General features: G+C 72.4%; 10 protein-coding genes. All 10 read right to left on the reverse strand.

The genetic code is table 11. The features are described 5' to 3' along the window. Positions 1-22: 22 nt before the first annotated feature. Entirely contained in the window at positions 23-4,606 is a 4,584-nt protein-coding gene (locus tag ACZ597_RS28430; RefSeq protein ID WP_471335736.1) for a type I polyketide synthase, read from the reverse strand. Then, a complete protein-coding gene (locus ACZ597_RS28435; RefSeq protein WP_471335739.1) occupies positions 4,599-7,850 on the reverse strand; it encodes a non-ribosomal peptide synthetase in 3,252 nt (1,083 codons plus the stop codon). Before ACZ597_RS28435 ends, ACZ597_RS28430 begins: the two co-directional genes overlap by 8 nt. A gap of 85 nt (positions 7,851-7,935) precedes the next feature. Further along, positions 7,936-9,099: an acyl-CoA dehydrogenase family protein gene (locus tag ACZ597_RS28440; protein WP_471335742.1), complete on the reverse strand. Its 1,164-nt coding sequence runs from the start codon at positions 9,097-9,099 to the stop codon at positions 7,936-7,938. A gap of 46 nt (positions 9,100-9,145) precedes the next feature. Beyond that, positions 9,146-10,123 carry a thioesterase II family protein gene (locus ACZ597_RS28445; RefSeq protein WP_471335745.1) on the reverse strand — a complete coding sequence of 326 codons (978 nt, stop codon included), beginning with the start codon at positions 10,121-10,123 and terminating at the stop codon, positions 9,146-9,148. After that, entirely contained in the window at positions 10,120-11,541 is a 1,422-nt protein-coding gene (locus ACZ597_RS28450) for an amino acid adenylation domain-containing protein (RefSeq protein WP_471335748.1), read from the reverse strand. The genes ACZ597_RS28445 and ACZ597_RS28450 overlap by 4 nt, the downstream gene beginning before the upstream one ends. A gap of 3 nt (positions 11,542-11,544) precedes the next feature. Further along, a complete protein-coding gene (locus ACZ597_RS28455) occupies positions 11,545-13,305 on the reverse strand; it encodes a non-ribosomal peptide synthetase (protein WP_471335752.1) in 1,761 nt (586 codons plus the stop codon). A gap of 59 nt (positions 13,306-13,364) precedes the next feature. Further along, positions 13,365-14,504, reverse strand: coding sequence for a cytochrome P450 (locus ACZ597_RS28460; RefSeq protein WP_471335755.1), 1,140 nt, complete (start codon positions 14,502-14,504; stop codon positions 13,365-13,367). A 97-nt stretch (positions 14,505-14,601) separates the two neighbouring features. Next, the gene (locus ACZ597_RS28465; RefSeq protein WP_471335758.1) at positions 14,602-15,339 is read right to left on the reverse strand and encodes an alpha/beta hydrolase family protein; all 738 of its coding nucleotides are present in this window, start codon (positions 15,337-15,339) and stop codon (positions 14,602-14,604) included. Between the two features lie 44 nt (positions 15,340-15,383). Then, entirely contained in the window at positions 15,384-17,309 is a 1,926-nt protein-coding gene (locus ACZ597_RS28470) for a CocE/NonD family hydrolase (RefSeq protein WP_471335761.1), read from the reverse strand. Next, positions 17,306-20,827, reverse strand: coding sequence for a non-ribosomal peptide synthetase (locus ACZ597_RS28475; protein WP_471335764.1), 3,522 nt, complete (start codon positions 20,825-20,827; stop codon positions 17,306-17,308). The genes ACZ597_RS28470 and ACZ597_RS28475 overlap by 4 nt, the downstream gene beginning before the upstream one ends. Between the last annotated feature and the right edge of the window lie 122 nt (positions 20,828-20,949).

Consider the following 20,949-nt stretch of genomic DNA (forward strand, 5'->3'; position numbering starts at 1 on the left):
CGGGCACCGGGCCGTTGACGCGTCATCGGCCGGCGGCCGCGCGGAGGTCGTCGACGAGGCTGCCCAGGGCCCGGACGGTGGGACCTTCGTAGACGACCGTCAGCGGCACGGCCAGGGAGAGTTCCTGGCGCAGCCGGTGCACGACCTGAAGGCCGAGGAGGGAGCTGCCGCCGAGCTCGAAGAAGTTGTCGTGGACGCCGACGCTCTGGACCCCCAGCAGTTCCTGCCAGATCACGGCGACCTGCCGTTCCGTGTCGCTGTCGGGCGCGACGTAGGGGTTGCGGAGGTTGGGGCGCTCGTGCTGCCGTCGCGGCATCGCGGCCTCCGCGGCGGGCGCGACCCACTGTTCGCGGCGTCGGACCGGATCGGAGGTGGAGACCACGACCTGTGCCTGCGGGACCGCCGCCAGCAGGATGTCCGTCACCCGGCGTCCTTCGTCGGGGTCCAGGGCCAGGGCCTGGACCGCCGATCCTATGCCGGCCTCGTCCCTCGGCGCCGCCGAGAACCGCCAGGCCTCCCAGTTGACGCTGGACCACGGCTGCCGGGCCCCGTGGTGGCGCTGCGCGAAGGCGTCGAGCACCGCGTTCGCGGCCGCGTACGCGGCGAACCCGAGGCCGCCGAGGAGGGAGGCGATCGAGGAGCAGAGGATGGCGAAGTCCAGACTCTGGTCCGCCAGTACCTCGTCGAGGACGTACGTACCGTACAGCTTCGGGTCGAAGTGCCACGCGCTCTCGCGCTCGCCCAGGTCGGCCACCACGCGGTGGGCCTCGCCGCCGGTCGTGCCGGCGCAGTGCAGCAGCCCGTCGACCCGGCCGTACGCCTGGACCACCGCCTCCTTCACCTCGCGCATGCGGACGGGATCGGAGACGTCGGCGGCGAACACCGCCACCTCGGAGCCCAGCGCTTCGAGGGCCCGGACGCCGCGGATCAGGTCCAGGGTCGCCACGGGGTGGTCCGGTGAGTCCCAGGTCTCCCGCGACGGCAGCCCGGTGCGCCCGAGGAGGACCAGGCGCACCCGTTCCCGCTCGGCGATGGCCCGGGCCATCAGCATGCCGATCTTCCCGAGTCCACCCGTGATCAGGTAGACCCCGTCCGCCCGGACCGGAGCGGAGTCACGGGGCGGCTGCTCCGCCGCCACGAAGGTGGGTGCCCACCAGCGCCGTCCGCGCAGCGCGAGCGTCCGCTCGCCCGCGGGACGCGAGAGCGCCGCGAGGACCGCGGCCGGGTCCGCCGGTGCGGCGTGCCCGCCCGCGAGGTCGAGGTGGACGCAGGTGAGGGACGGGTACTCCTGCGGGAGGACGCGGGCGATGCCCTGGACCGCCGCCTTCGGGGGGCACAACGCCTCTTCCCCGGTCACCGAGTAGACCTCGCTGGACACGACGTCCCACCGCTGGGGCAGGCTCAGCCGGGACTCGGTGGCCTGGGCCCAGTGCAGCAGCGAGTAGAACCCCCGGTCGAGGAGGGACCGTACGTCCTGCGGGTCGGTGCCGTGGTCCGAGTCGTCTCCCACGCTCCAGCAGTGGAGGACGCGGTCCGGCGGCGCACCCCCCTCCTCCCGCAGGGCTTCGGCCAGCCGGACGTAGTGCTCCGGGTCGGCGGGGTCGAGCACGTAGACGCCCTCCCCCTTCCGGCTCCACTCACTGCCGGCCCGTACGGTGCGCACGGTCGCGCCGAGGGCTTCGAGCCGGTCCGCCAGCTCGCCGCCGACTCCCGTCTCGTCCGCGAAGACGAGCCAGCCGTGCGCCGCCAGCTCCGCCGCGTCGGCCGGGGCCATCGGTGCCGTCTGCTGCCAGGACGGGGCGTGGAACCACTGTGCCGGTTCCGTGTGGCGCCGGGCTTCGGCAGGTGCGCCGGCCTGTGCCGTGCCGCGCTCCACCCAGTAGCGGCGCCGCTCGAACGGGTAGGTGGGCAGCGGGGTCCGCCGCGCGCCCCGCACGGGCGGGAACGGCTGCGCCCGCCCGGCCAGCCACAGCCTGGCGGCGGCGCGGAGCATGGTGGCGCGGTCGCTCTGTCGGTCGAAGACCCCGGGCAGCGAGTGGACCACGACCCGGTCGGCGACCGCGGCCGCCGCGGGGTGCTGCACGACTCCGGGCACCAGGCTCTGACCGGGTCCGACCTCGACCACGACGAGTTCGGGAACCGACCAGAGGGTGCCGATGCCGTCGGCGAACCGCACCGGCTGGCGCATGTGCTCGGCCCAGTACTCCGGACTTGTGGCTTCCTCCGCCGTGATCCACGTGCCGGAGATGTTGGAGACGAAGGGCGTGGCCGGCGGGTTCAGCCGGACGGTGCGCACCAGCTCCGTGTACGGCGCGACGACCGGGTCCATCATGGGCGAGTGGAAGGCGAACCCGGTGGTGAGGCGCCGCGAGGCGATGCCGTCCACCAGGAGGGCCCGGCCCACGGCCTCGATCCCCTCGACCGTGCCCGAGAGCACGCACGTCTGCGGTCCGTTCACGGCCGCGAGGCAGACGTCCTCGTCCGTGTAGCGGTCGGCCGCGGCCTCCGACAGCGGCACCGCGAGCATCGCGCCCTCGCCCTGGCCCTCGATGAGCCGCGCGCGCTCCACCACCAGGCGCAGCGCGTCCGGCAGCGAGAAGACGCCGGCCACGCAGGCCGCCACGTACTCTCCGAGGCTGTGCCCGATCATGGCCTCCGGCTCGATGCCCCAGGAGCGCCAGAGCCTGGCCAGGGAGTACTCCAGGGCGAAGACGGCGGCGTAGCCGAGGCGGGGGCTGTCGAGCGGGTGTTCACTGCGCTTCGGCTGGAGCAGCATGCTGCGCAGGTCCATGCCTCCCGCGCCGTCCCGCCCGCTGGTCGCGGAGTCGGTGTCCGCGGTGAGCACGACGGGGCGGATGTCCTGGCCGAGCAGGGGCAGCAGGAGCTCCGCGCACTCGTCCAGCGCCTCCCGGAACACCTCCTCCTGCTCGTAGAGGCCTGCGCCCATGCCGGGGTACTGGGCGCCGAACCCCGTGAAGACGAAGGCGACGGGCCTGTTCGAGGACTGCGGGCCGGGCGCGGTGAGGAGCCTGCCGTCGTCCGGTGAACCGAGGACGTCCAGTGCGTCGTCGACGCTGCCGCACAGCAGCGCCCGCCGGTACGGGAACTCCCTGCGGCCCTGCTGGAGGGTGAACGCGACGTCCTCCAGCGGCACGCCGGGGTGTGCGCGCAGGTGGTCGAGGAGCTCGCCCGTGGCCGTGTCGAGGGCCTCGGGCGACTTGGCCGAAAGCACCAGCAGCTGTTCCGTGTCCGGGCCGGGCGCGTCGGTCCGGGGAATCTCGGGGGGCTGCTCGACGATCAGATGGGCATTGGTGCCGCCGAGGCCGAACGAGCTGACCGCGGCGCGGCGCGGTCCCGGCTCCTGGGGCCAGGGCAGGAGCCCGGTGTTGACGTAGAACGGGCCGTCTTCCAGACCGAGCCGCGGGTTGGGCTGCTCGAAGTGCAGGGTCGGCGGGATCTCACCGTGTTCCACGACCAGGGCGGTCTTGATCAGCCCGGCCACTCCCGCGGCGGAGTCGAGGTGCCCGATGTTGGTCTTGACGGACCCGAGGGCGGTTCGCGCACGGGGGACGTCACCGTAGGCCGACGTGAGTGCCGACACCTCGATCGGGTCGCCGAGGAGGGTGGCGGTCCCGTGCGCCTCGACGTAGCGGACGCTCTCCGGTTCCACGTCCGCGTTGGCGAGCGCCGTGGCGATGACGTCGGCCTGGGAGGCGGCGCTGGGAGCGCTGAAGCCCGCTCGGGCGGCGCCGTCGTTGTTCACGGCACTGCCCTTGATCACCGCGTGGATGTGGTCGTTGTCGTTGACGGCGTCCTGGAGGCGCTTGAGGACCACCATGCCCACGCCGTCGCCTCCGACGGTCCCCTGGGCCCGGGCGTCGAAGGTGCGGCAGTACCCGTCCGGCGAGTAGATCCCGTCCTCGCGGTAGACGTATCCGTTGCGCCTCATGACGTCGACGGCCACACCTCCGGCGAGGGCGGTGTCGCACTGGTAGGCGAGCAGTGCCTGGCACGCCTGGACGACCGCCACCAGGGAGGTCGAACAGGCCGACTGCACGTTGATGCTGGGGCCCCGCAGGTCGAGTTTGTAGGAGACCCTGCTGCTGAGGAAGTCCGACCGGTTCCCGATGACCAGCTGGTTCCCGCCCATGACCTCGACCGCGTCCGGGTGGGAGGCGATGTTGAAGAGGAGGTAGGTGTTGTTCCCCGCGCCCGCGTAGACGCCGGTCAGCCCCTCGTGGCGGTCGGGGTCGTACCCCGCGCTCTCCAGGGCCGACCAGGCGCACTCGAGGAGGACCCGGTGCTGGGGGTCCATCAGTTCGGCTTCGCGGGGCGAGTAGCCGAAGAACGCCGCGTCGAACTTGTCGCTGTCCTCCAGCAGGTAGCCGGCGGGCACGAAGTCCGGGTCGTCCAGGGCTCCGGCGTCCTCGCCGAGCCCGGCGAGGTGCTGCTCGTCGAACCGGGTGACGGCGCAGTGGCCGGCCTTCAGGTTGCTCCAGAACTCCTCGATCGTCCGGGCCTTGGGAAACCGGCCGGCCATGCCCACGATGGCGATGTCGAGCCCGTCCTCGAACGCGCCGGGCTCATCCGGAAGGTGCTCAGTCATGACGGCCTCGCTTTGCTCGCAACTGCTGCTGACGGCGCTTCATGAGCGCGCTCTGCTGGGCTCCCCTGGCTTTGGGGGGCGTGTCGGGCGGAGGGGACTGCCCTCCTGCGGAGAGGAAGGCCGCCTGCGTCCGGACGGAGGTGTGCTGGAACAGGTCGAGGAGCTCGATGTCGCGTCCCACGAGGGCTTGCAGGCGGTGCTGGAGCTCGACCAGGAGCAGGGAATGCCCGCCGGCGTCGAAGAAGTTCTGGTCGACGCCCACGGAATCGGTCCGCAGCACCTCCCGCCAGGCCTGTGCGACCTGGCGCTCGACCACCCCTTGGGGCGGGAGGTCGGCCGGTCCGGCCCCTCCGGCGGCCGGGGGGACGGGAAGCGCGGAACGGTCGACCTTGCCGTGCGGGGTCAGCGGCAGGGCGTCCAGCAGCACGGTCGTCTGCGGGACCATGTGCGGCGACACCCGCTCCCGTACGTGCCCCTCGAGGTCCGCGGCGGAGACCGCCCGCGGTCCGGACAGCTCCGCGTAAGCGACGACGCGCCGGTCGCCCGGAGTGTCCTCCCGCACGACGACCACGGCTCCGCGGACCGCTTCGTGACAGGTCAGCGCGGCTTCGATCTCCCCGAGGGCCACACGGAAGCCCCGGATCTTGATCTGGTCGTCGCGCCGGCCCAGGAAGGCGAGGGAGCCGTCGGCCAGACGCCGCACGATGTCACCGGTGCGGTAGAGACGCGCTCCCCGCGGACCGCCGAGGGTGTCCGGCACGAAGGCCGCCGAGGTCAGCTCGTCCCTGCGGTGGTAGCCGCGGGCGAGGTTCGTGCCACCGACGACCAGCTCGCCGGCCACCCCGAAGGGCACGGGACCGCCTTCCGCGTCGACCACGTGCGCCTGGGAGTTGGGGAGCGGGACCCCGATCGGTGCGGTGTCCCACGGCGCGTCCAGGTGCTCGGCCACGGCGAGGGTGAGGACGCCCACGGTCGTCTCGGTCGGACCGTAGTGGTTGAACACCCGGCAGTGCGGTACCGAGCGCTGGAGCGCGGTCATCCACTGCCAGTCCGAGGCCTCGCCCCCGATCACGAGCAGGCGGCGGGGCAGCAGCTCCTCGAAGCGGGCCGATGCCTGCAGCGCCCGCAGGTGCGAGGGCGCGATCTTCAGGCAGTCCACTTCGTGGGCCCGCATCCAGTCGGCCATCCTGCCCGCGTCCAGTGCGTGCTCGCGGGACAGCAGATGGACCTCGCCGCCCGTGGACAACGGCGGTGTCAAGGCCGTGACGCTGGAATCCACGGTGAGGGGCTGGACCATCGCCCAGCTCAGCGGCCCGTGGATGCCGAAGCGCTCGATGACCGCCTGCGTGTAGCTGACCAGCTGGCGGTTCTCCACGACCACGCCCTTGGGTCTGCCCGTGGAGCCCGAGGTGTAGAGGAGGTAGGCGGCGTGCCCCGGCGCCGAGGCCGGTGCCGGGCGGTCGTGTGCCGGACGGCCCTTCAGCGCGGTCCAGTCCGAGTCCAGTACGACCGTCTCGTACCCGGCTGCCGTCGTGGGATCCGTGCAGACCACGACGGCGACCTGGGCGTCCGTGAGGATCGTGTTCCTGCGCTCCGCCGGATCCCGGGGGTCCAGGGGTACGTAGGCGCCTCCCGCCTTGAGCACGCCCAGGAGCGCCACGACCATCCGCCGGCCGCGCTCCATGCAGATGCCGACGGTGGTCTCCGGGCCGACGCCCAGCTGTCGCAGCAGGTCGGCCTGCTGGTTCGCCAGGGCGTTCAGTTCCCGGTAGGTGAGAGTCCCGTCCTGCGACCGGACCGCGACCGCGTCGGGCGTCCGGGCCGCCTGCCTCTCGAACAGCTGGTGGAACGTCATGTCCGGGAGGTCGGACCGGACGCCGTTCAGCCCGGCGATCGTGCGCCGCTCCTCCTCGGTGAGGAGGGGCAGCGCGGAGACGGCACCGCGGGGGTCCTCAACAGCCGCGTCCAGCAGCGTCAGGTAGTGCTGTACCGCTCGCCGGGCGGTGGCGGGGTCGAACACGTCCTCCGCGAACAGCAGGCGGCCCGTCACCCCGTCCTCGTCCTCGGCGAGGTCCAGGGCGAGATCGCCGAGCACGTGTGCGACCGGGCCCTGCGGAAACCAGGTCCGCATACCGGGCAGTTCACCGATCCGGGGCGCCGCCCGGTAGGCGAAGCCCGGCCTGGTGAGGAGCTCCGCGGTGGACGGGCGGGTCGAGGGAGCGTTCTCCGCGTCGACCCGTACCCGGGCGATCAGGTCGTCCACGTTCGTGCCCGGCAGGACCTCGGACCGGACGGCGATCGTGGTCTCGGAGGCCTCGCCCGCGGCCCCCGCCACGGGAACGGCCACGGCGAGTTCGGTCTGGCCGCTGTATCGGTACAGGAGGACGAGGTACACGGCGAGCAGCACGTGGTGCAGCTCGGCGCCCTGCCGCGCGCCGAGCGTGCGCAGCGCGGCGGCGGTCTCCTCCGGGACGGCGAACGCCACGCAGCCGGCGTCGAGGGTGCGCCGCGCGGGACGGGGCCGGTCCAGGGGGAGTTCGGGGACCGGCGGCAGTCCGGCCGACCGGTCCCCCGCCCGGCCGGACGGCGCGGCCGGGACCTGGTCCGCCGGGTGGCCGTCGATGCCGGGTGCCCCGCGGTCCGCGGGTGCGGGGGCCTGCGCCCCGGTCCCGTCCCCGGTCAGGGGCGCGTAGGCGGCCGCCGTGTCGCGCAGGACCTGCCCGAGGAGGGCGTGGTCCGCGACCAGCCGGTGCGAAACGAGGACGAGCAGGTGTTCGTCGGCGCCGGTGCGCATGAGCAGGGCGCGGGAGAGCGGGCCGTTCTCCGTGTCGAAGGGCGTGCGGAGCGCCTCGGCCGGCTCCTCCCGCATCCGGCGGCCCCGTTCGTCCTCGGCGAGGCCGCTCACGTCGGAGTACCGGACCGGCAGTTCCACCGGGTCCGCCGAGACGCGCACGGGCGTGCCGTCGGACACGGTGAAGCGCGCGCCGGGTGACAGGCGGGCGGCCGCGGCCCCCCGCAGGGCCTCGAGGAGCGCCGGCACGTCCGTCTCTCCGGCCAGCCCGAGGCCGGCCGTCACGTGGGTCGCGGTGCAGCCCGGTGCGAGCGTGCCGAGCAGCCACGTCTGCTGCTGGGCGGGGGTCAGGGGTGCGGGCGGCGCAGCGGGCCCGGTCGGCTCGCCGGGCGTCCGCGGGCGTTCGTGCCCGGGGCCGGTCGGCCCGGTCGGGCCATGGGGGTTGGACGTCATCAGGACTGCCTCGTGGATCGTGAGGTGGACGCGCTGGCTTCGAAACGTGGCCGTACGCCCCGGGGGCCGGGGGCCGGCGCGCGGCTCAGGAGGTGCGCGCACCGCCGGCGGCCGGGTGCTGGATCTGGGCGCTCCAGCGGCCGAGCATCGACTGGTGGAGCTGGCTCGTCCCTTCGATGATCTCCATGACCTTGGCGTCCCGGAACAGCCGCCCGACGGGCGCGTCCGGCCCGATGCCGTAGGCCCCGAGGATCTGGACGGCGTCGGCCGCGACGCGGTTGGCGGTGGTCGAGGCGAAGTACTTGGCCATGAGGGTCTGGTTCACGGCGTCGAAGGCGCCCTGCTCCTTCGACGCCCCGGCCTCCCAGCACAGCAGCCGGGCCGCCCGGGAGCCGGCCACCATGTCGGCGAGCATGCGCTGCACGAGTTGGTGGTCGATGATCGGGGTGTCGTACTGGATCCGGTCCTGCGCGTAGCGGGTGGCGGCGTCGAGGCAGGCCTGGGCCAGTCCGACACAGCCCCATGCCGTGCTGTACCGGCCGATGTCCAGGGCGGTCGAGGCCACGAACGCGAGCCCGGAACCGGGGTGGCCCACCATCGAACCCGCCGGCAGACGGCAGTCGTCGAAGACGACCTCGGCCAGCGCGGACCCCCGCAGCCCGAGCAGGCCCCGGATCGGCTCGACGGTCAGGCCGGGGGTGTCGCGCTCGACGAGGAACGCGGTGTGCCGTCCCTCGTACTGGGCGAAGACCAGGTAGACGTCGGCGATTTCGCCGAAGCTGATCCACTTCTTCCGGCCCTTGACGACGTAGCCGTCGCCGTCCGCCGTCACCACCGTCTCGACGCCCTTGGCGTCGCTTCCGACGTTCGGTTCGGTCAGCGCGAAGGCGGCGATGGCCTCGCCCGCAGCGATGGGCCCCAGCCACTTCTCGCGCTGTGCGGCGGTGCCCCACTTCCAGAGGGAGTGCGACACCATGTCGGCGCACGCCACGAAGTTGCGCACGTTCTGGCAGGTCCGGCCCATCTCCTCGGCCATCAGGCCGTAGCCGAGCAGGTCCAGCGACGAGCCTCCCCACTCCGCGGGAAGGAGCGAGGATATCCAGCCCTCCCGGGCCAGGCTCTTGACGAGCGTCCGCGGCATGGTCTGCCCGGTGTCCGCGGCCGCGGCCTCGGGCGCGACCACCGCGTCGGCGAATGCGCGGAAGGAGGCCCACTTCTCGCGCTGTTCCTTTGTGAGCTGACTGATCATCAGTGCTTCCTCGTGCTTGTAACCGGAGCCCTCGCGGGCTGTTGCGTCACCTGGGGCGGGCGGAGCGGAGGTGCGGAGCGAGCTTCTCCAGGAGCTCGTCCTCGGAGTCCCGGAGGAAGAAGTGGTCTCCCGTGACTTCCTCGATGTCGACGGCGCCATCGCCGTACGCGGCCCAGTGAGCCATCTCCTCCCTCCCGGCCTCCTGGTCGTCGGCGCCGCAGAACGCCGTGATGGGGCAGCCGAGGGGGGCGGTGCGGGGCGCCCGGTAGGCGTCCAGGATCGTGTAGTCCGCCCGGATCGTCGGAATGTAGAGCTCCATGAGCTCTTCGTTCTCAAGCAGTTCCTCCGGCGTCCCGCGCAGCTTTCGCAGCCGCTCGGTGAACTCCGCGTCCGAGAGGTCGTGCGTGCTCTCGGACGGGGTCGCCGAGTGCGGGGCCGGACATGCCGAGACGAGCAGGCGGACGGGCGGCGGGAAGCCCTGCCCCGTCACGTACCGCACGAGCTCGTAGGCGAGGATCCCGCCGAAGCTGTGGCCGAACACGGCGTAGGGGGTACCGCGCGCTTCGTCCATCGCACCGGCGAGGTCCTCCAGGAGCCCGGACAGCTGGGACTTGGGGCGCTGGGACCACCGGGAGCCCCGGCCGGGGAGCTCCAGCGGTACGACGTTCACCGTGTCGGGCAGCTTGGTCCGCCAGGGCTCGTAGATGCGCGCCGATGCTCCCGCGTAGGGAAGGCAGTAGAGCGTCAGGGCCTGCGGACCGGACTGCGCGGGGGTCCCGGCCTCGGCCGGAGCGCCGAGCCCGACGACACCGACGAGTCCGGCGACGGTGGGGTGTTCGTGCAGCTGCCTGAGCGGCACGCGGTGGCCGAGCTCCGCGGAGAGCCGGCGCTGGAGCTCCACCACCAGGATCGAGTTCCCCCCGGCCTCGAAGAAGTTCTGGTCGTCGGAGGCGGGATCGGCTTCCAGCGTGGCGCGCCAGGCCCTGAGGACCGCAGCGCGGCGCTCGCTCACATCGGTGTTCATATCGTGCGGCTTTCCTGGAAGTCGGGGTCGGCCAGGGCGTTCCGGTCGACCTTCCCGGAGGTGGTCCTGGGGAGCGACCGCACCACGTGGACCTTGCCGGGGCAGTAGGCGGCGGGGAGCCGGGCACGCGTCCACGCGCTCACCTCGGCTGCCGTCAGTTCGCCGGCGGACACCACGTAGGCGGCGATCAGGGCGCGCTCCGCGCGGTCGGGGTCGCGCACGAGGGCCACGGCTTCCGTGATCTCCGCGTGCTCCTCCAGTACGGATTCCACCTCACCGAGTTCGATGCGGTGGCCGCGGAGCTTGATCTGTCCGTCGGCCCGCCCCAGGTACTGGAACGAACCGTCCGGCGCCGGGCGCGCCCGGTCCCCGGTGCGGTAGGTGCGCCGCGGGCCTTCGGGCGTGTCCCGGACGGAGAAGCACTCGGCGGTCAGATCGTCCCGATTGCGGTATCCGGTCGCCAGGTGATCACCGTAAAGGATGATCTCCCCCTGATCCAGGTACCAGCCCACACCCTTCAGGGGCCGTCCCAGGGAGATGGCGTCGGGGCGCTCGATCCGCGCGGCGGTGGACCAGATGGTCCCCTCGGTCGGCCCGTACAGATTCCACAGCTCCGTGCTCCGGCCGAGCAGCGACTCGGCGAGGGGCGTGGTGAGCGCCTCACCGCCGCACCAGATGCGGAAGCGGTGGGCGGCCGGCGTCTCGCCGGCCGCCAGGAGCAGCCGCCAGAAGCTCGGCGTCGCCTGGACCACATCGGGCTTGTGGAGGCTGACGAACTCCTCGAAGAGCTCGGGGTCGGCCCTCACCTCTGCCGGTACGACGACGAACCTGGCCCCGACGATCAGCGGCACCAACATTTCGGCCAGCGAGATGTCGAAGGACAGGGCCGCCATCGCCAGGATGGTCTCGCCCGCCCGCAGGCCCGGCACTTCCGCGAGCGCCTGGAGACGCGAGGCCAACGCGGAATGGGAGACGACGACGCCCTTGGGGCGGCCGGTGGAGCCCGACGTGTACATCACATAGGCCGCATCGCCCGGGCCGCCGTCGTCCGGGTCGTCCGCGCCCTCGTGGTTGAGGTGCTCGACCGTGAACACGCCCTCCTGCGCCGACCGGAGGACCGCGGCGGGACGGGCGTCCTCCTGTACGCGCTCCTGGTGGGCCGCCGGGCTGTCGGGGTTCAGGGGGACGAGCGCGCAGCCGACTCGCGCGCCGGCGAGCAGGGCCACCGCACCGCTCACCGGGCTGGTGGTCTCCACGGCCAGCCGGGACCCCGCCGGCACCGCCTCCCGGATGGCGGCGGCGAGGACGCCGACGCTCCGCACGAGGTCCCGGTAGGTGTGCACGCGCTCGCCGACGGCGGCCTGCGCGTCGGGAGTGCGCCGGGCCTGCTCACTGACCAGATCCCACACCGTGGTCATCGCTCAGCCCTCCTTGACGCGGAGCTGCTCGGCCACGCACGCGACGAAGTCCGAGAAGACCGAACGGGTGAACATCACCTCTAGCGGCAGGGGAATCTCGAACTCCTTGCGGGTCATGGCCAGGACCCGGGCGGCCTTGAGGGAATGGCCGCCGATCAGGAAGAAGTCGTCACCGGCCGCGGGAGTGCGGCCCAGCACCTCGGACCAGATTCCGGCGACCCGCTCCTCCGTGCTCGGGCCGTCTCCGTCCCCTCCTCCGCCCGGCCGGTCCGCGGTCCCGGACGCGGGGCAGGCCGGCGCGGCGGACTCCACCAGCGCCAGGAGACGGGCGCGGTCGATCTTCCCGTTGGCGTTGAGGGGGATCCCGTCCAGTCTCCGCAGTTCGACGGGGACCATGTAGCCGGGCAGGGCCCGGACGACCTCGGCACGAACCGTCTCCGCCTCGGCCGTTCCGCAGTAGCAGCCGACCAGCTCGCTCCCGTCGTCGGCCTCCCTCGCGACGACCGCGGCCATGGCGACACCCGTGACCCCGAGGACCGCCTGCTCGACCTCGGCGATCTCGACACGGTGGCCGCGGATGCTGACCTGGAGGTCACGGCGCCCCACGAACTCCAGTTCGCCGTCCGGCGTCCAGCGGCAGAGGTCGCCGGAGGAGTACCAGCGGCTCCCGTCCGGGCGGTGGGTGAACAGCTTCCCCGTCATCGGCTCGTCGCGCAGGTAGCCGATGGCGAGGACGTCTCCGCCGATGAGTAGCTCGCCGGGGACGGAGGGCTCGTCGACGGTGCTGCCGTCAGCGGAGACCAGCAGCACCTCGGCGCCGCGGATGGGACGCCCGATCACCGGCGATCCGTGCCGCACCGAACGGCGCAGGTCGCCGCTGACCGTCGTCACGACGGTGGCCTCGGTCGGGCCGTAGTGGTTGAAGACCGCCGCCGGGAAGTCTGGTTCCGGGTGGACGCGCAGCTTGTCCCCGCCGGTGGTCAGGACCTTCAGGGAACGGGGCGGCGTCGGCAGCTGGAGGAGCTGCTCCGCCAGCGGAGTGCTGAGGAAGCACTGGTCGACCGCCCAGCGGTCCAGGAACTCGCACACGTCGTGGATGTCCGCGGTCGCCACCCCTTCGGGAAGCAGCAGCGTCGCCCCGCTCGCGAGCGCCGACCACGTCTCCCACACGGTGGCGTCGAAGCCCAGGCCCGCGAAGGCGCCGACGCGGTGCCCCGGTCCCGTCCCGTAGGTCTCCTGGTGCCATGCGGTCAGGTTCGCGAGACTCGCGTGTCCGACCTCGATCCCCTTGGGCGTGCCCGTCGAGCCCGACGTGTAGATCACGTAAGCCGCGGCCGGATCGATCGTCTCCGGCTCCCGCGGGCCGGGGGCCGACGGTTCCACCGCGATGCCCCCGGGCGCGCTCCCTCCGGGTGACAGGACGGCGAAGGGGCGGGCGTCGCCCAGGATCACCCGGCGACGAGCCTCGGGCAGGGCCGGGTCCAGGGGCAGGTAGGCCGCTCCCGCGCGCCAGGCACCGAGCTGTGCCACCAGGCCGCCCGCTCCGCGGGGGAACCGGGTCGCGACCAGGGCTCCGGCACGGAATCCCGGCAGGGCGGACAGCCGTCCGGCCACTTCCCCGGCCGCCTCCCACAGCTGCCGGTACGTCAGCTGCGCCGACACGGCACCCGCGTCGGCGACCATGACGGCCACGTGGTCGGGAGCGAGCTCCGCTCTCTGCTGTAGCCACTGCGGCACGGTGGCCGGGGCGGATGTCGCAATCACAGTTTCTCCTGTTCGGGGGCTTGCGGGGACGTTCGTCCGGGTCCGGGTCCGGTACCGGGTCAGCGGCGCCCGCGCAGCCAGAGGTGCTCCAGCACGGTCACGCCGTAGTGAGGACGCAGTACGGGGGGTTCGGCCAGCTCGGCCTCACCGAACCGCTCGACGAGGCCGGTCAGCGCCGCGGCGGCTTCGAGCTTGGCCAGGGACGAGCCCAGGCAGTAGTGCGCGCCGTAGCCGAAAGCCAGGTGCCGGGCGGTACGCCGCTCCGTGTCCAGGGTGTCCGGCGCCGGGAACACCTCGTCGTGGCGATTGGCCACGCCCAGCATGAGCAGGACCAGCTCGCCGGGCTCGATCCGGTGCCCCGCGCATTCCACGGGTGCGACCGCGACCCGCGCGACCTGCTGAACCGAGGTGTCGAAGCGCAGGAGTTCGTCGATCACCGGGGCGAGGTCCTCCGTGCGCGCGTCGTTCCACCGGCCGGTGTGCACGAGCGTGCGTACGGCCTTGCCGATGAAGGTCGACGTGGTGTCGAAACCGGCGAAGACCAGCAGGCTCGCCGTCGCGGCGATGTCCGGTTCCTCGATCCGGCCTTCCCGGTGCGCGCGCTCCAGGACGTCCAGGGCGCTCCCGGCCGGCACCCGGGCGGAACGGAGGGTCTCCGCCACGACGCCCTCGATCTCCTGGAGGGCCCTCATGCCGCGTTCGACGACCCGGGGCAGGTAGTCGGCCACCAGCAGGGCCGCGATGTCCAGGGCCCAGGCGGCCATCCGGGGGGCCACCTCCTGCGGGATCCCGAGCACCCGGCACACGACCCGGGCGGCCAGCGGCTCCGACAGCCCGCCGATCACGTCGATGGGGTCCGGCGCGCCGTCGAGGAGCTCCCCGACGGTCCGCTCGACGAAGGGCCGGAGTTCGGCCACCCGTCCTGCCGAGAACAGGGGGGCCATCAGGCCCCGCAGGAGCTGGTGGCGCGGCGCGTCGTTGAACATGAACCAGCGCCGGACGATGTCGGCGGTGCGCATGGCGCCTTCCGTCTCCGACTGGTCTGCGTGCAGCAGCGTCCTGCCGCGTTCCGGCCACGCCGAGGACAGCGCCGGGTTGCGCAACAGCTCGGACACCTCGTGGAAGCCCGTCACGATCCAGACGCCCAGATCGTCGTCCCGCCTGATCGTCCCGGTGCCTCGGAGGGCTATGTAGTCCATGCACGGGTCCACCGGCATGGCTCCCTGTTCTCGCCCGTAGGGACAGGTGGGGTCCATGGTTTGCCGCCTCTGCGTGATAGGTGGTGGGGGCTGGGGACTAGGCGCCGGAGCCCGTCGGCGGGAGTCTCCCGTCGAGCACGTCGGCGATCACCGACATGGCCTCCGCGGAGCTGAACAGGTCCACTTCGCCGACGGGGAACCGGTGCGGCCGGGCGCTGCCGGTGTGCTCCCAGCGCGCGGCCTCGCTGAGGAGGACGTGGTCGGGTTCGTCCCGCAGGGCGCCCCCGTGCGCGCCCGCGGCCAGGGTGTAGCTCAGCCAGGCGCGCTGGTGCTCGGTGAGCGAGTCGGCGATGTCGGACGGCAGGTCCGGAGCGCACCGTTCGACGACCGAGCGCAGGAAGCCGCTGATCACGGCCAGCGCCTCGGCCGGGCCGCGGCCCAGGATGTCCGGCACGTCACCGGGCGGGAGGCCCTCGTCCATCCCCGTGGCGAGTTCGACCAGCAGTTCCTGGGCCTCTCCCGCCGTGGGGGCGGCCGGGTCGATCAGGACCAGGGTGGTGTCCGCCCCCATCCTCGCCGCCAGCTCGGACGCGACCCCGGCTCCGGAGCAATAGCCCAGCACCACGGACGGTCCAGGCTCCGGGCCCAGTCGGCGTGCCCAGTACTCGGCCTGCTCCTCGATGGTGGGCACCGTCCGGCGGATGTCCGGGTGGGTGAGCAGGTCGATGCGGTGGTAGCCGTCCCGCCAGGGCGGCGGGAGCAGCGTCGCGAAGGAGCGGGGCGGGGTCTCCTTCCCGAACTCGACCCCTACGACCCGGTACTGGTGTGCAGGCAACGCATTACCTTTCTGGTGCTCCGGCGGACCGGGACGTCGGTGGGTCAGGCCCTCGGTACGACCGGCAGGACCAGCCGGGACGGGTGGCGCGCACCGCGGTGGACCGTGATGACGGGGGCGGGGGTGTGCTGCTCGACGTGCGCGTTGTCCCGGTCGCAGCAGGTGATGCTGACCCGCAGGCGCCGGCCCGCCGAGAAGGCGTAGGACGTCGGGTGGAGGTCGATGACCAGTTCGACGGGCTCACCCGGCGGCAGCGGCATGAGCGCGTCCCGCGTCCCCGCCTGATAGGGCAGCCCCATCCTGTCGAACGGTGCGGGGCCGCTCCCGCGGTGCGAAGCCCGCAGCACGCCCTCGGTCACGTAGTGGGACGCCCCGTGGTCGTCCACCTCGCTGAGGTACACGAAGAAGGCGCCGTCCGGATGGGTCGACGTCACCCACAGGTGCAAGAGGGGGTGGCCCGTCACCTCCAGGTCTTCGGACAGCACCGCCGACGTGTAGGTCAGGGCCTTGCGGTCGTTCGGCGTGAGGTCGTAGTGGAACCCGCCCGCGTACCCGTCCGACCACCGGGTCGTGCGGCCGGAGGTCGTGGAGTAGTCGACCGTGTAGGCGTCACCGTCGCCGTCGGCCCCCACCCCGCCGGCCGGTGTCCCGGCCCGCTCCAGCTCTCCGTCGTTGACGGACCGGATCGTGCCGCTGGATCCGCCGCCGAGGAGCAGCTCCTGGGGGCTCGCCGCGGCCGGCGGCCAGGTGTCGGCCGTCTTCCATCCGGTCGCCGTCCCCGCGCCCATGGTGAAGTACCGGACCGGCGGCTCGACCATGACCCCGTTGTCGATGCCCTTCAGCCAGTGGTCGTACCAGCGGAGGTGTTCGCGTGCCAGGTCCTCGTTCTTCCAGTTGTTGTGGCTCCACGGGCCGATCACCATGCGCTGCGGGTTGTCCAGATTGCGGAACCACAGTGTGGTGTCGCGTGCCCAGATGTCGTGCCAGCCTCCCAGGTGGCACACCGGGATGCCCGACGCGCTCACCGCGTCGCGAGCGGTCGCCGGACTGACGTCCCGGTAGGGAGCCAGGCCGGTGGCCGGCTCGATGCTGTCGCGGAACTCGAGCGCCGCCGCCTGGCCGAAGACGTCCGCGTTCCCCTGGTGCCCCGCCAGGTAGCCGGCCGGATCCTCCGGGCCCTCGCCGGCACCGGCGCCGGCAGCCCCGGCCAGCGTGTCCAGCCCGCGCACCAGTTCGCTCCAGTTGCGCGCGAAGTCGTCGCGGAAGACACCGCCCGGCCGCAGGAACTCGTACAGGTCGAACATCGCCATCTGCGGCAGGATCGCCGTGAGGTGGGGCGGTGCCGTCGCCGCGGTCAACAGCTGGTTGATCCCCGAGTAGGAGAGGCCGTACATGCCGACGCGGCCGCTCGACCAGGGTTGGGCCGCGATCCACTCGGTCACCTCGAAGGCGTCCTGCGCCTCCTCGTCACTGAACTCGATCCGCCGGGTCCCCTCCGAGGCGCCGCTGCCGCGCGAGTCGACGACGACGACCACGTACTCGTTCCGCAGCATCTCCTTCAGCCAGGGCTGGGAGTCGAGTTTGGTGAGCACACCGCCCTCCACCGTCTCGGCCCGCCGGTACCGCTCGTGGCACCAGAGCACGGGGAGGGCCTCCTCGACGACGGCGCCGCGCCGCCGGGGCCGGAACACGTCGGCGGCCAGGCGGGTACCGTCGCGCATCGTGATCCGGACGGTGGATCGCTCCGCGACGTCGGTGTCCTCCAGGAAGGCCACGATCTCGCCCTTGCGGCCGGTCAGTTCGGCGCGGACCGCGTCCGTCATCGCCCCGGCCGGCGCGTCGAAGCGCAGTTTCCCCTCCTCCGCCCACAGGACGATGTTCAGCGAGCGCATCTCCAGCAGGAGATCGACCACGCCCCGGGCCGGCGCCGGCGGCTGTTGCACGGCGGGGTGCTCCGCGGTTCCCGTCACAGCTCGCCCACCTCGCGCTCACCGCTGGTGTCGACGGCCGACACCTGGGAACGGAGCGCCCAGCGCAGGGATTCGAGGTACCCGGCGAGGCCGGCGACCGTCGGGCTGTCGACGACGGCGCGCACCGGGATGTCGAGGCCGAGCTCCTCGCGGAGGGCGTTGACGACGGAGAGCAGGGAGAACGAGTCGCCGCCGATCTCGAAGAAGTCGGCTTCGACGCTGAGGACGTCCTGCCGCAGGACCTCCGTCCACGTCGCGGCGACCAGGTGCTCCATCGGGGTGGACGGCGGCACGACCGCGGGTTCCGCGGGCGCCGGTGCCGCCGTGGGCCGCGGCAGCCGGGACCGGTCGACCTTGCCGGTCGCGGAAGAGGGGATCGACGCCATCCAGACGAAGACCGAGGGCTGCATGACGATGGGCAGCTTCGGAGCCAGGTGGGCTCGTACCGAGCCCTCGTCGGGGTGTGTTCCGGGAGCGGACTCCAGATACGCGACGAGACGCTGGTCGGGCTCCAGCACCACGACCGCGTTCGCGACGTCGGGATGGCCTCGCAGCACGGACTCGATCTCCTCGAGTTCCACGCGCACACCGCGGATCTTCACCTGGCTGTCGACGCGTCCGAGGAACTCCATCTCACCGTTCGGCAGCCACCTCACGAGGTCGCCGGTTCGGTACAGCCGGCGCCCCGGGTTCGAAGGGTCGGCGGTGAAGCGCTCCGCGGTCAGGCCCGGCAGGTTGCGGTACCCCCGCGCCACTCCGTCGCCGCCGATCCACAGCTCACCCGGCACGCCGATCGGCTGGGGGTTCTCCCAGCGGTCCACGACCGCGCAGGTGGCGTTGGCGATCAGCTCACCCAGGGGCATGGAGGTGCGTTCGAGGGGTTCGTCCCCCATCCGGCCGACCAGCGCGGCGCCGGCCGTCTCCGTCGGTCCGTACTCGTTCCAGATCTCGCAGTCCCCGGCCACCACCTTGCGGGTCCGTGCGACCAGCTCGGCGTCCAGGTTCTCGCCACCCATGGACACGTGGCGCAGGGAGGGCATGGACGTGCCCGTGTCCGCCAGCCCGCGCATCTGGGTGGGGGTCAGGTAGAGCATGTTGATCGCGCGCTCGTTGATGAACCGCGCCGTGGCCGCCGGGTCGGCCCGCACCTCGCCGGGCATCATCACGAGGCACGCGCCGCTGGTCAGGGCGTGGAACATCTGCTCGACGGACCAGTCGAAGTGGTAGAAGAGGTTGTGCACCACGCGGACGCCCGGGCCGATCGGCCGGATGTCCTGGGCCCACTGGATCCACGGCGTGATCGCCCGGTGCGGAAGGCCGACGCCCTTGGGCCGACCGGTCGTCCCGGAGGTGTACATGAGGTAGACGAGCTGGGAGGAGTCGACCTCGACGGGGGGCCGCCGACGCGTGTCCGGCACGGCCCCCTGCTGCCCGGGCGCCTTCGCGTCCACGGTGGTCGACTCCACGGCGCCGACGACCTCCGCCGGCAGCCCGTCACGGAGCGCCGGAGTGGTGACGAGGACCTTCATACCGCTGTCGGCCACGACGTACGCCATGCGGTCGGCCGGCGCGATGGGGTCGAGCGGCACGTAGCCGGCACCCGCCTTGATGATGCCGAGGATGCCGACCATCAGTTCCAGGGAGGGCTCCGCGCACAGGCCGACGAGGTCGTCGGTGCCGATGCCACGGCCCGCGAGGTCGGCCGCCTGCCGGTCGGCGAGGGCGTCCAGCTCGCGGTAGGTCAGTACGTCCGTGCCGCTCTCCAGGGCCGGTGCGTCGGGCGTCCGGCGCACCTGTTCCTCGAAGAGGCGGTGCAGGAACAGGTCCGTGGCGTAGGGGCCGTGGGCCGAGGCCGACCACTTCGCGATCCGGCGCCGCTCCTCCTCCGGCAGGACGGTGAGCTGCGAGATCCTCTTCCCGGGGTCGGCCACGGCGTCGGCGACCAGGACGCCCAGGTGGTCCAGGATGCGCCAGGCCGTGTCCTCGACGAAGAGGTCGCTGTTGTACTCCAGGGACACCCGGTAGGTGAACTCGGTCTCCGTCACGGCGAACACCAGGTCGAACTTCACCGCCTCGAGGCCGAGGTCCACGTCGCCGACCGTGAGGCCCGGCAGTTCGGGCACCGGGATCTCGTGCTGGAAGGCCAGCATGACGCGGAACAGTCCCTGGCGGGCGGACCGGTCCACCGTGACGGCGTTGACCACGCGCTCGTACGGCACGTCCTGGTGGGCGTACGCGGCCAGTGCCGTCTCGCGGACCCGGTGGAGGAGCTCCGTCAGGCTCGGGTCCCCGGACAGGTCACTGCGGATCGCGAGCGTGTTCAGGAAGCATCCGAGCATCCCCTCCAGCTCTGGCAGGTCGCGGTTGGCGCTCGGGGTGCCGATCACGATGTCGCTCTGGCCGCTGTACCTGTGCATCAGGACGTTGAGCAGCGCGAGCAGCGTCATGAACGGCGTGCTGTCGTGTTCCTTGGACAGCTCCCGCAGGCGGCGCGAGACCGCCCGGGGCAGCTCGACTGTCACCGAGGCGCCCCGTCCCGAGGAGGTGTCCCGGTAGGGCATGTCGGTGGGCAGGTCGAGGACCGGCAAGGGTGCCCGCAGCTGCTCCTTCCAGTACTCCAGCTGGTCGTCCACCGCGGCGTCGCCGATGGTGCGGCGCTGCCACGCGGCGTAGTCCGCGTACTGCACCGGCGGCCGCTGTGCCCCGGCGGCCGGTGCGCCCTTGCGCGAGTACAGCCCGAGCAGCTCGGACACGACGAGTTCGAAGGAGCGGACGTCCGTGATGATGTGGTGCAGGTTGATCAGGAGGACGTGCCAGTCCTCGTCCAGCCGATAGAGCTCCACCCTCAGCAGTGGACCGCGCTCGATGTCGAAGGGACGGCGGGCGGACGAGGCCAGCCGGTCCATCAGGATCTGCTCGCGCTGGTCCGCCGGCTCCGGGCGCAGGTCGACGGTGCGCAGGGCCACGTCCGAGTCCGGCGCCACGACCTGCTGGGGAACCCCGTCGACGGCGCGGATGGTGGTGCGGAAGACCTCGTGCCGCTCCACCAGCGACCGGACGGCCTCTTCCAGGGCCTCGACGTCGAGCGGTCCCTCGATCTCGATGGCCGAGGGGATGCTGTACCGGGAGCTGGGCCCCTGGATGTGCTCCTCCACCCACATGCGCTGCTGCACGAAGGACGTCGGGGCGTGGAACACCCCGCCGGCCCGCCGCTCCAGGTGCTCGATGGTCGGCGCGGCGGCCGAGGCCGGCGTCCCCAGGGCCTCGATGGCCGCGGCGAGTTCACCCACCGTCTGGTTCTCGAAGAGGACGGTGAGGGGGATCTGGATGCCGAGCTCCTCGCGCAGCCGGCTGATCACCCGGGCTCCCTGGAGCGAGTTCCCGCCCAGGGCGAAGAAGTTGGCGTCCGGCTCCGGGGTTCCGGTCCGCAGGACGGCGGCCCACGTCGTCGAGACGACATCCACCACGGAGGCGACTGGCCGGCCGTCGTTCGGTTCGGCCCCGGTCTGCAGAGTCATGTCGTTCCACCAAGTTCCATCGGTCAAGAAGGCACGGAAGGCCGCATTGCGAGGGCTGGCCAGGGCAATGCGTGTGAGAGAGAGGGGGGGGCGGCCCACGAAGGATCCGCGGGCCCGGGGGG

Source organism: Streptomyces sp. NPDC040718, assembly GCF_055593565.1.

What these genes read in the sequence shown, in the direction of transcription:
- ACZ597_RS28430 (WP_471335736.1), bottom strand. Translation starts at nt 4,606, where the DNA reads ATGACTGAGCACCTTCCGGATGAGCCCGGCGCGTTCGAGGACGGGCTC.
- ACZ597_RS28460 (WP_471335755.1), bottom strand. Translation starts at nt 14,504, where the DNA reads ATGGACTACATAGCCCTCCGAGGCACCGGGACGATCAGGCGGGACGAC.
- ACZ597_RS28435 (WP_471335739.1), bottom strand. Translation starts at nt 7,850, where the DNA reads ATGACGTCCAACCCCCATGGCCCGACCGGGCCGACCGGCCCCGGGCAC.
- ACZ597_RS28450 (WP_471335748.1), bottom strand. Translation starts at nt 11,541, where the DNA reads ATGACCACGGTGTGGGATCTGGTCAGTGAGCAGGCCCGGCGCACTCCC.
- ACZ597_RS28445 (WP_471335745.1), bottom strand. Translation starts at nt 10,123, where the DNA reads ATGAACACCGATGTGAGCGAGCGCCGCGCTGCGGTCCTCAGGGCCTGG.
- ACZ597_RS28475 (WP_471335764.1), bottom strand. Translation starts at nt 20,827, where the DNA reads ATGACTCTGCAGACCGGGGCCGAACCGAACGACGGCCGGCCAGTCGCC.
- ACZ597_RS28440 (WP_471335742.1), bottom strand. Translation starts at nt 9,099, where the DNA reads ATGATCAGTCAGCTCACAAAGGAACAGCGCGAGAAGTGGGCCTCCTTC.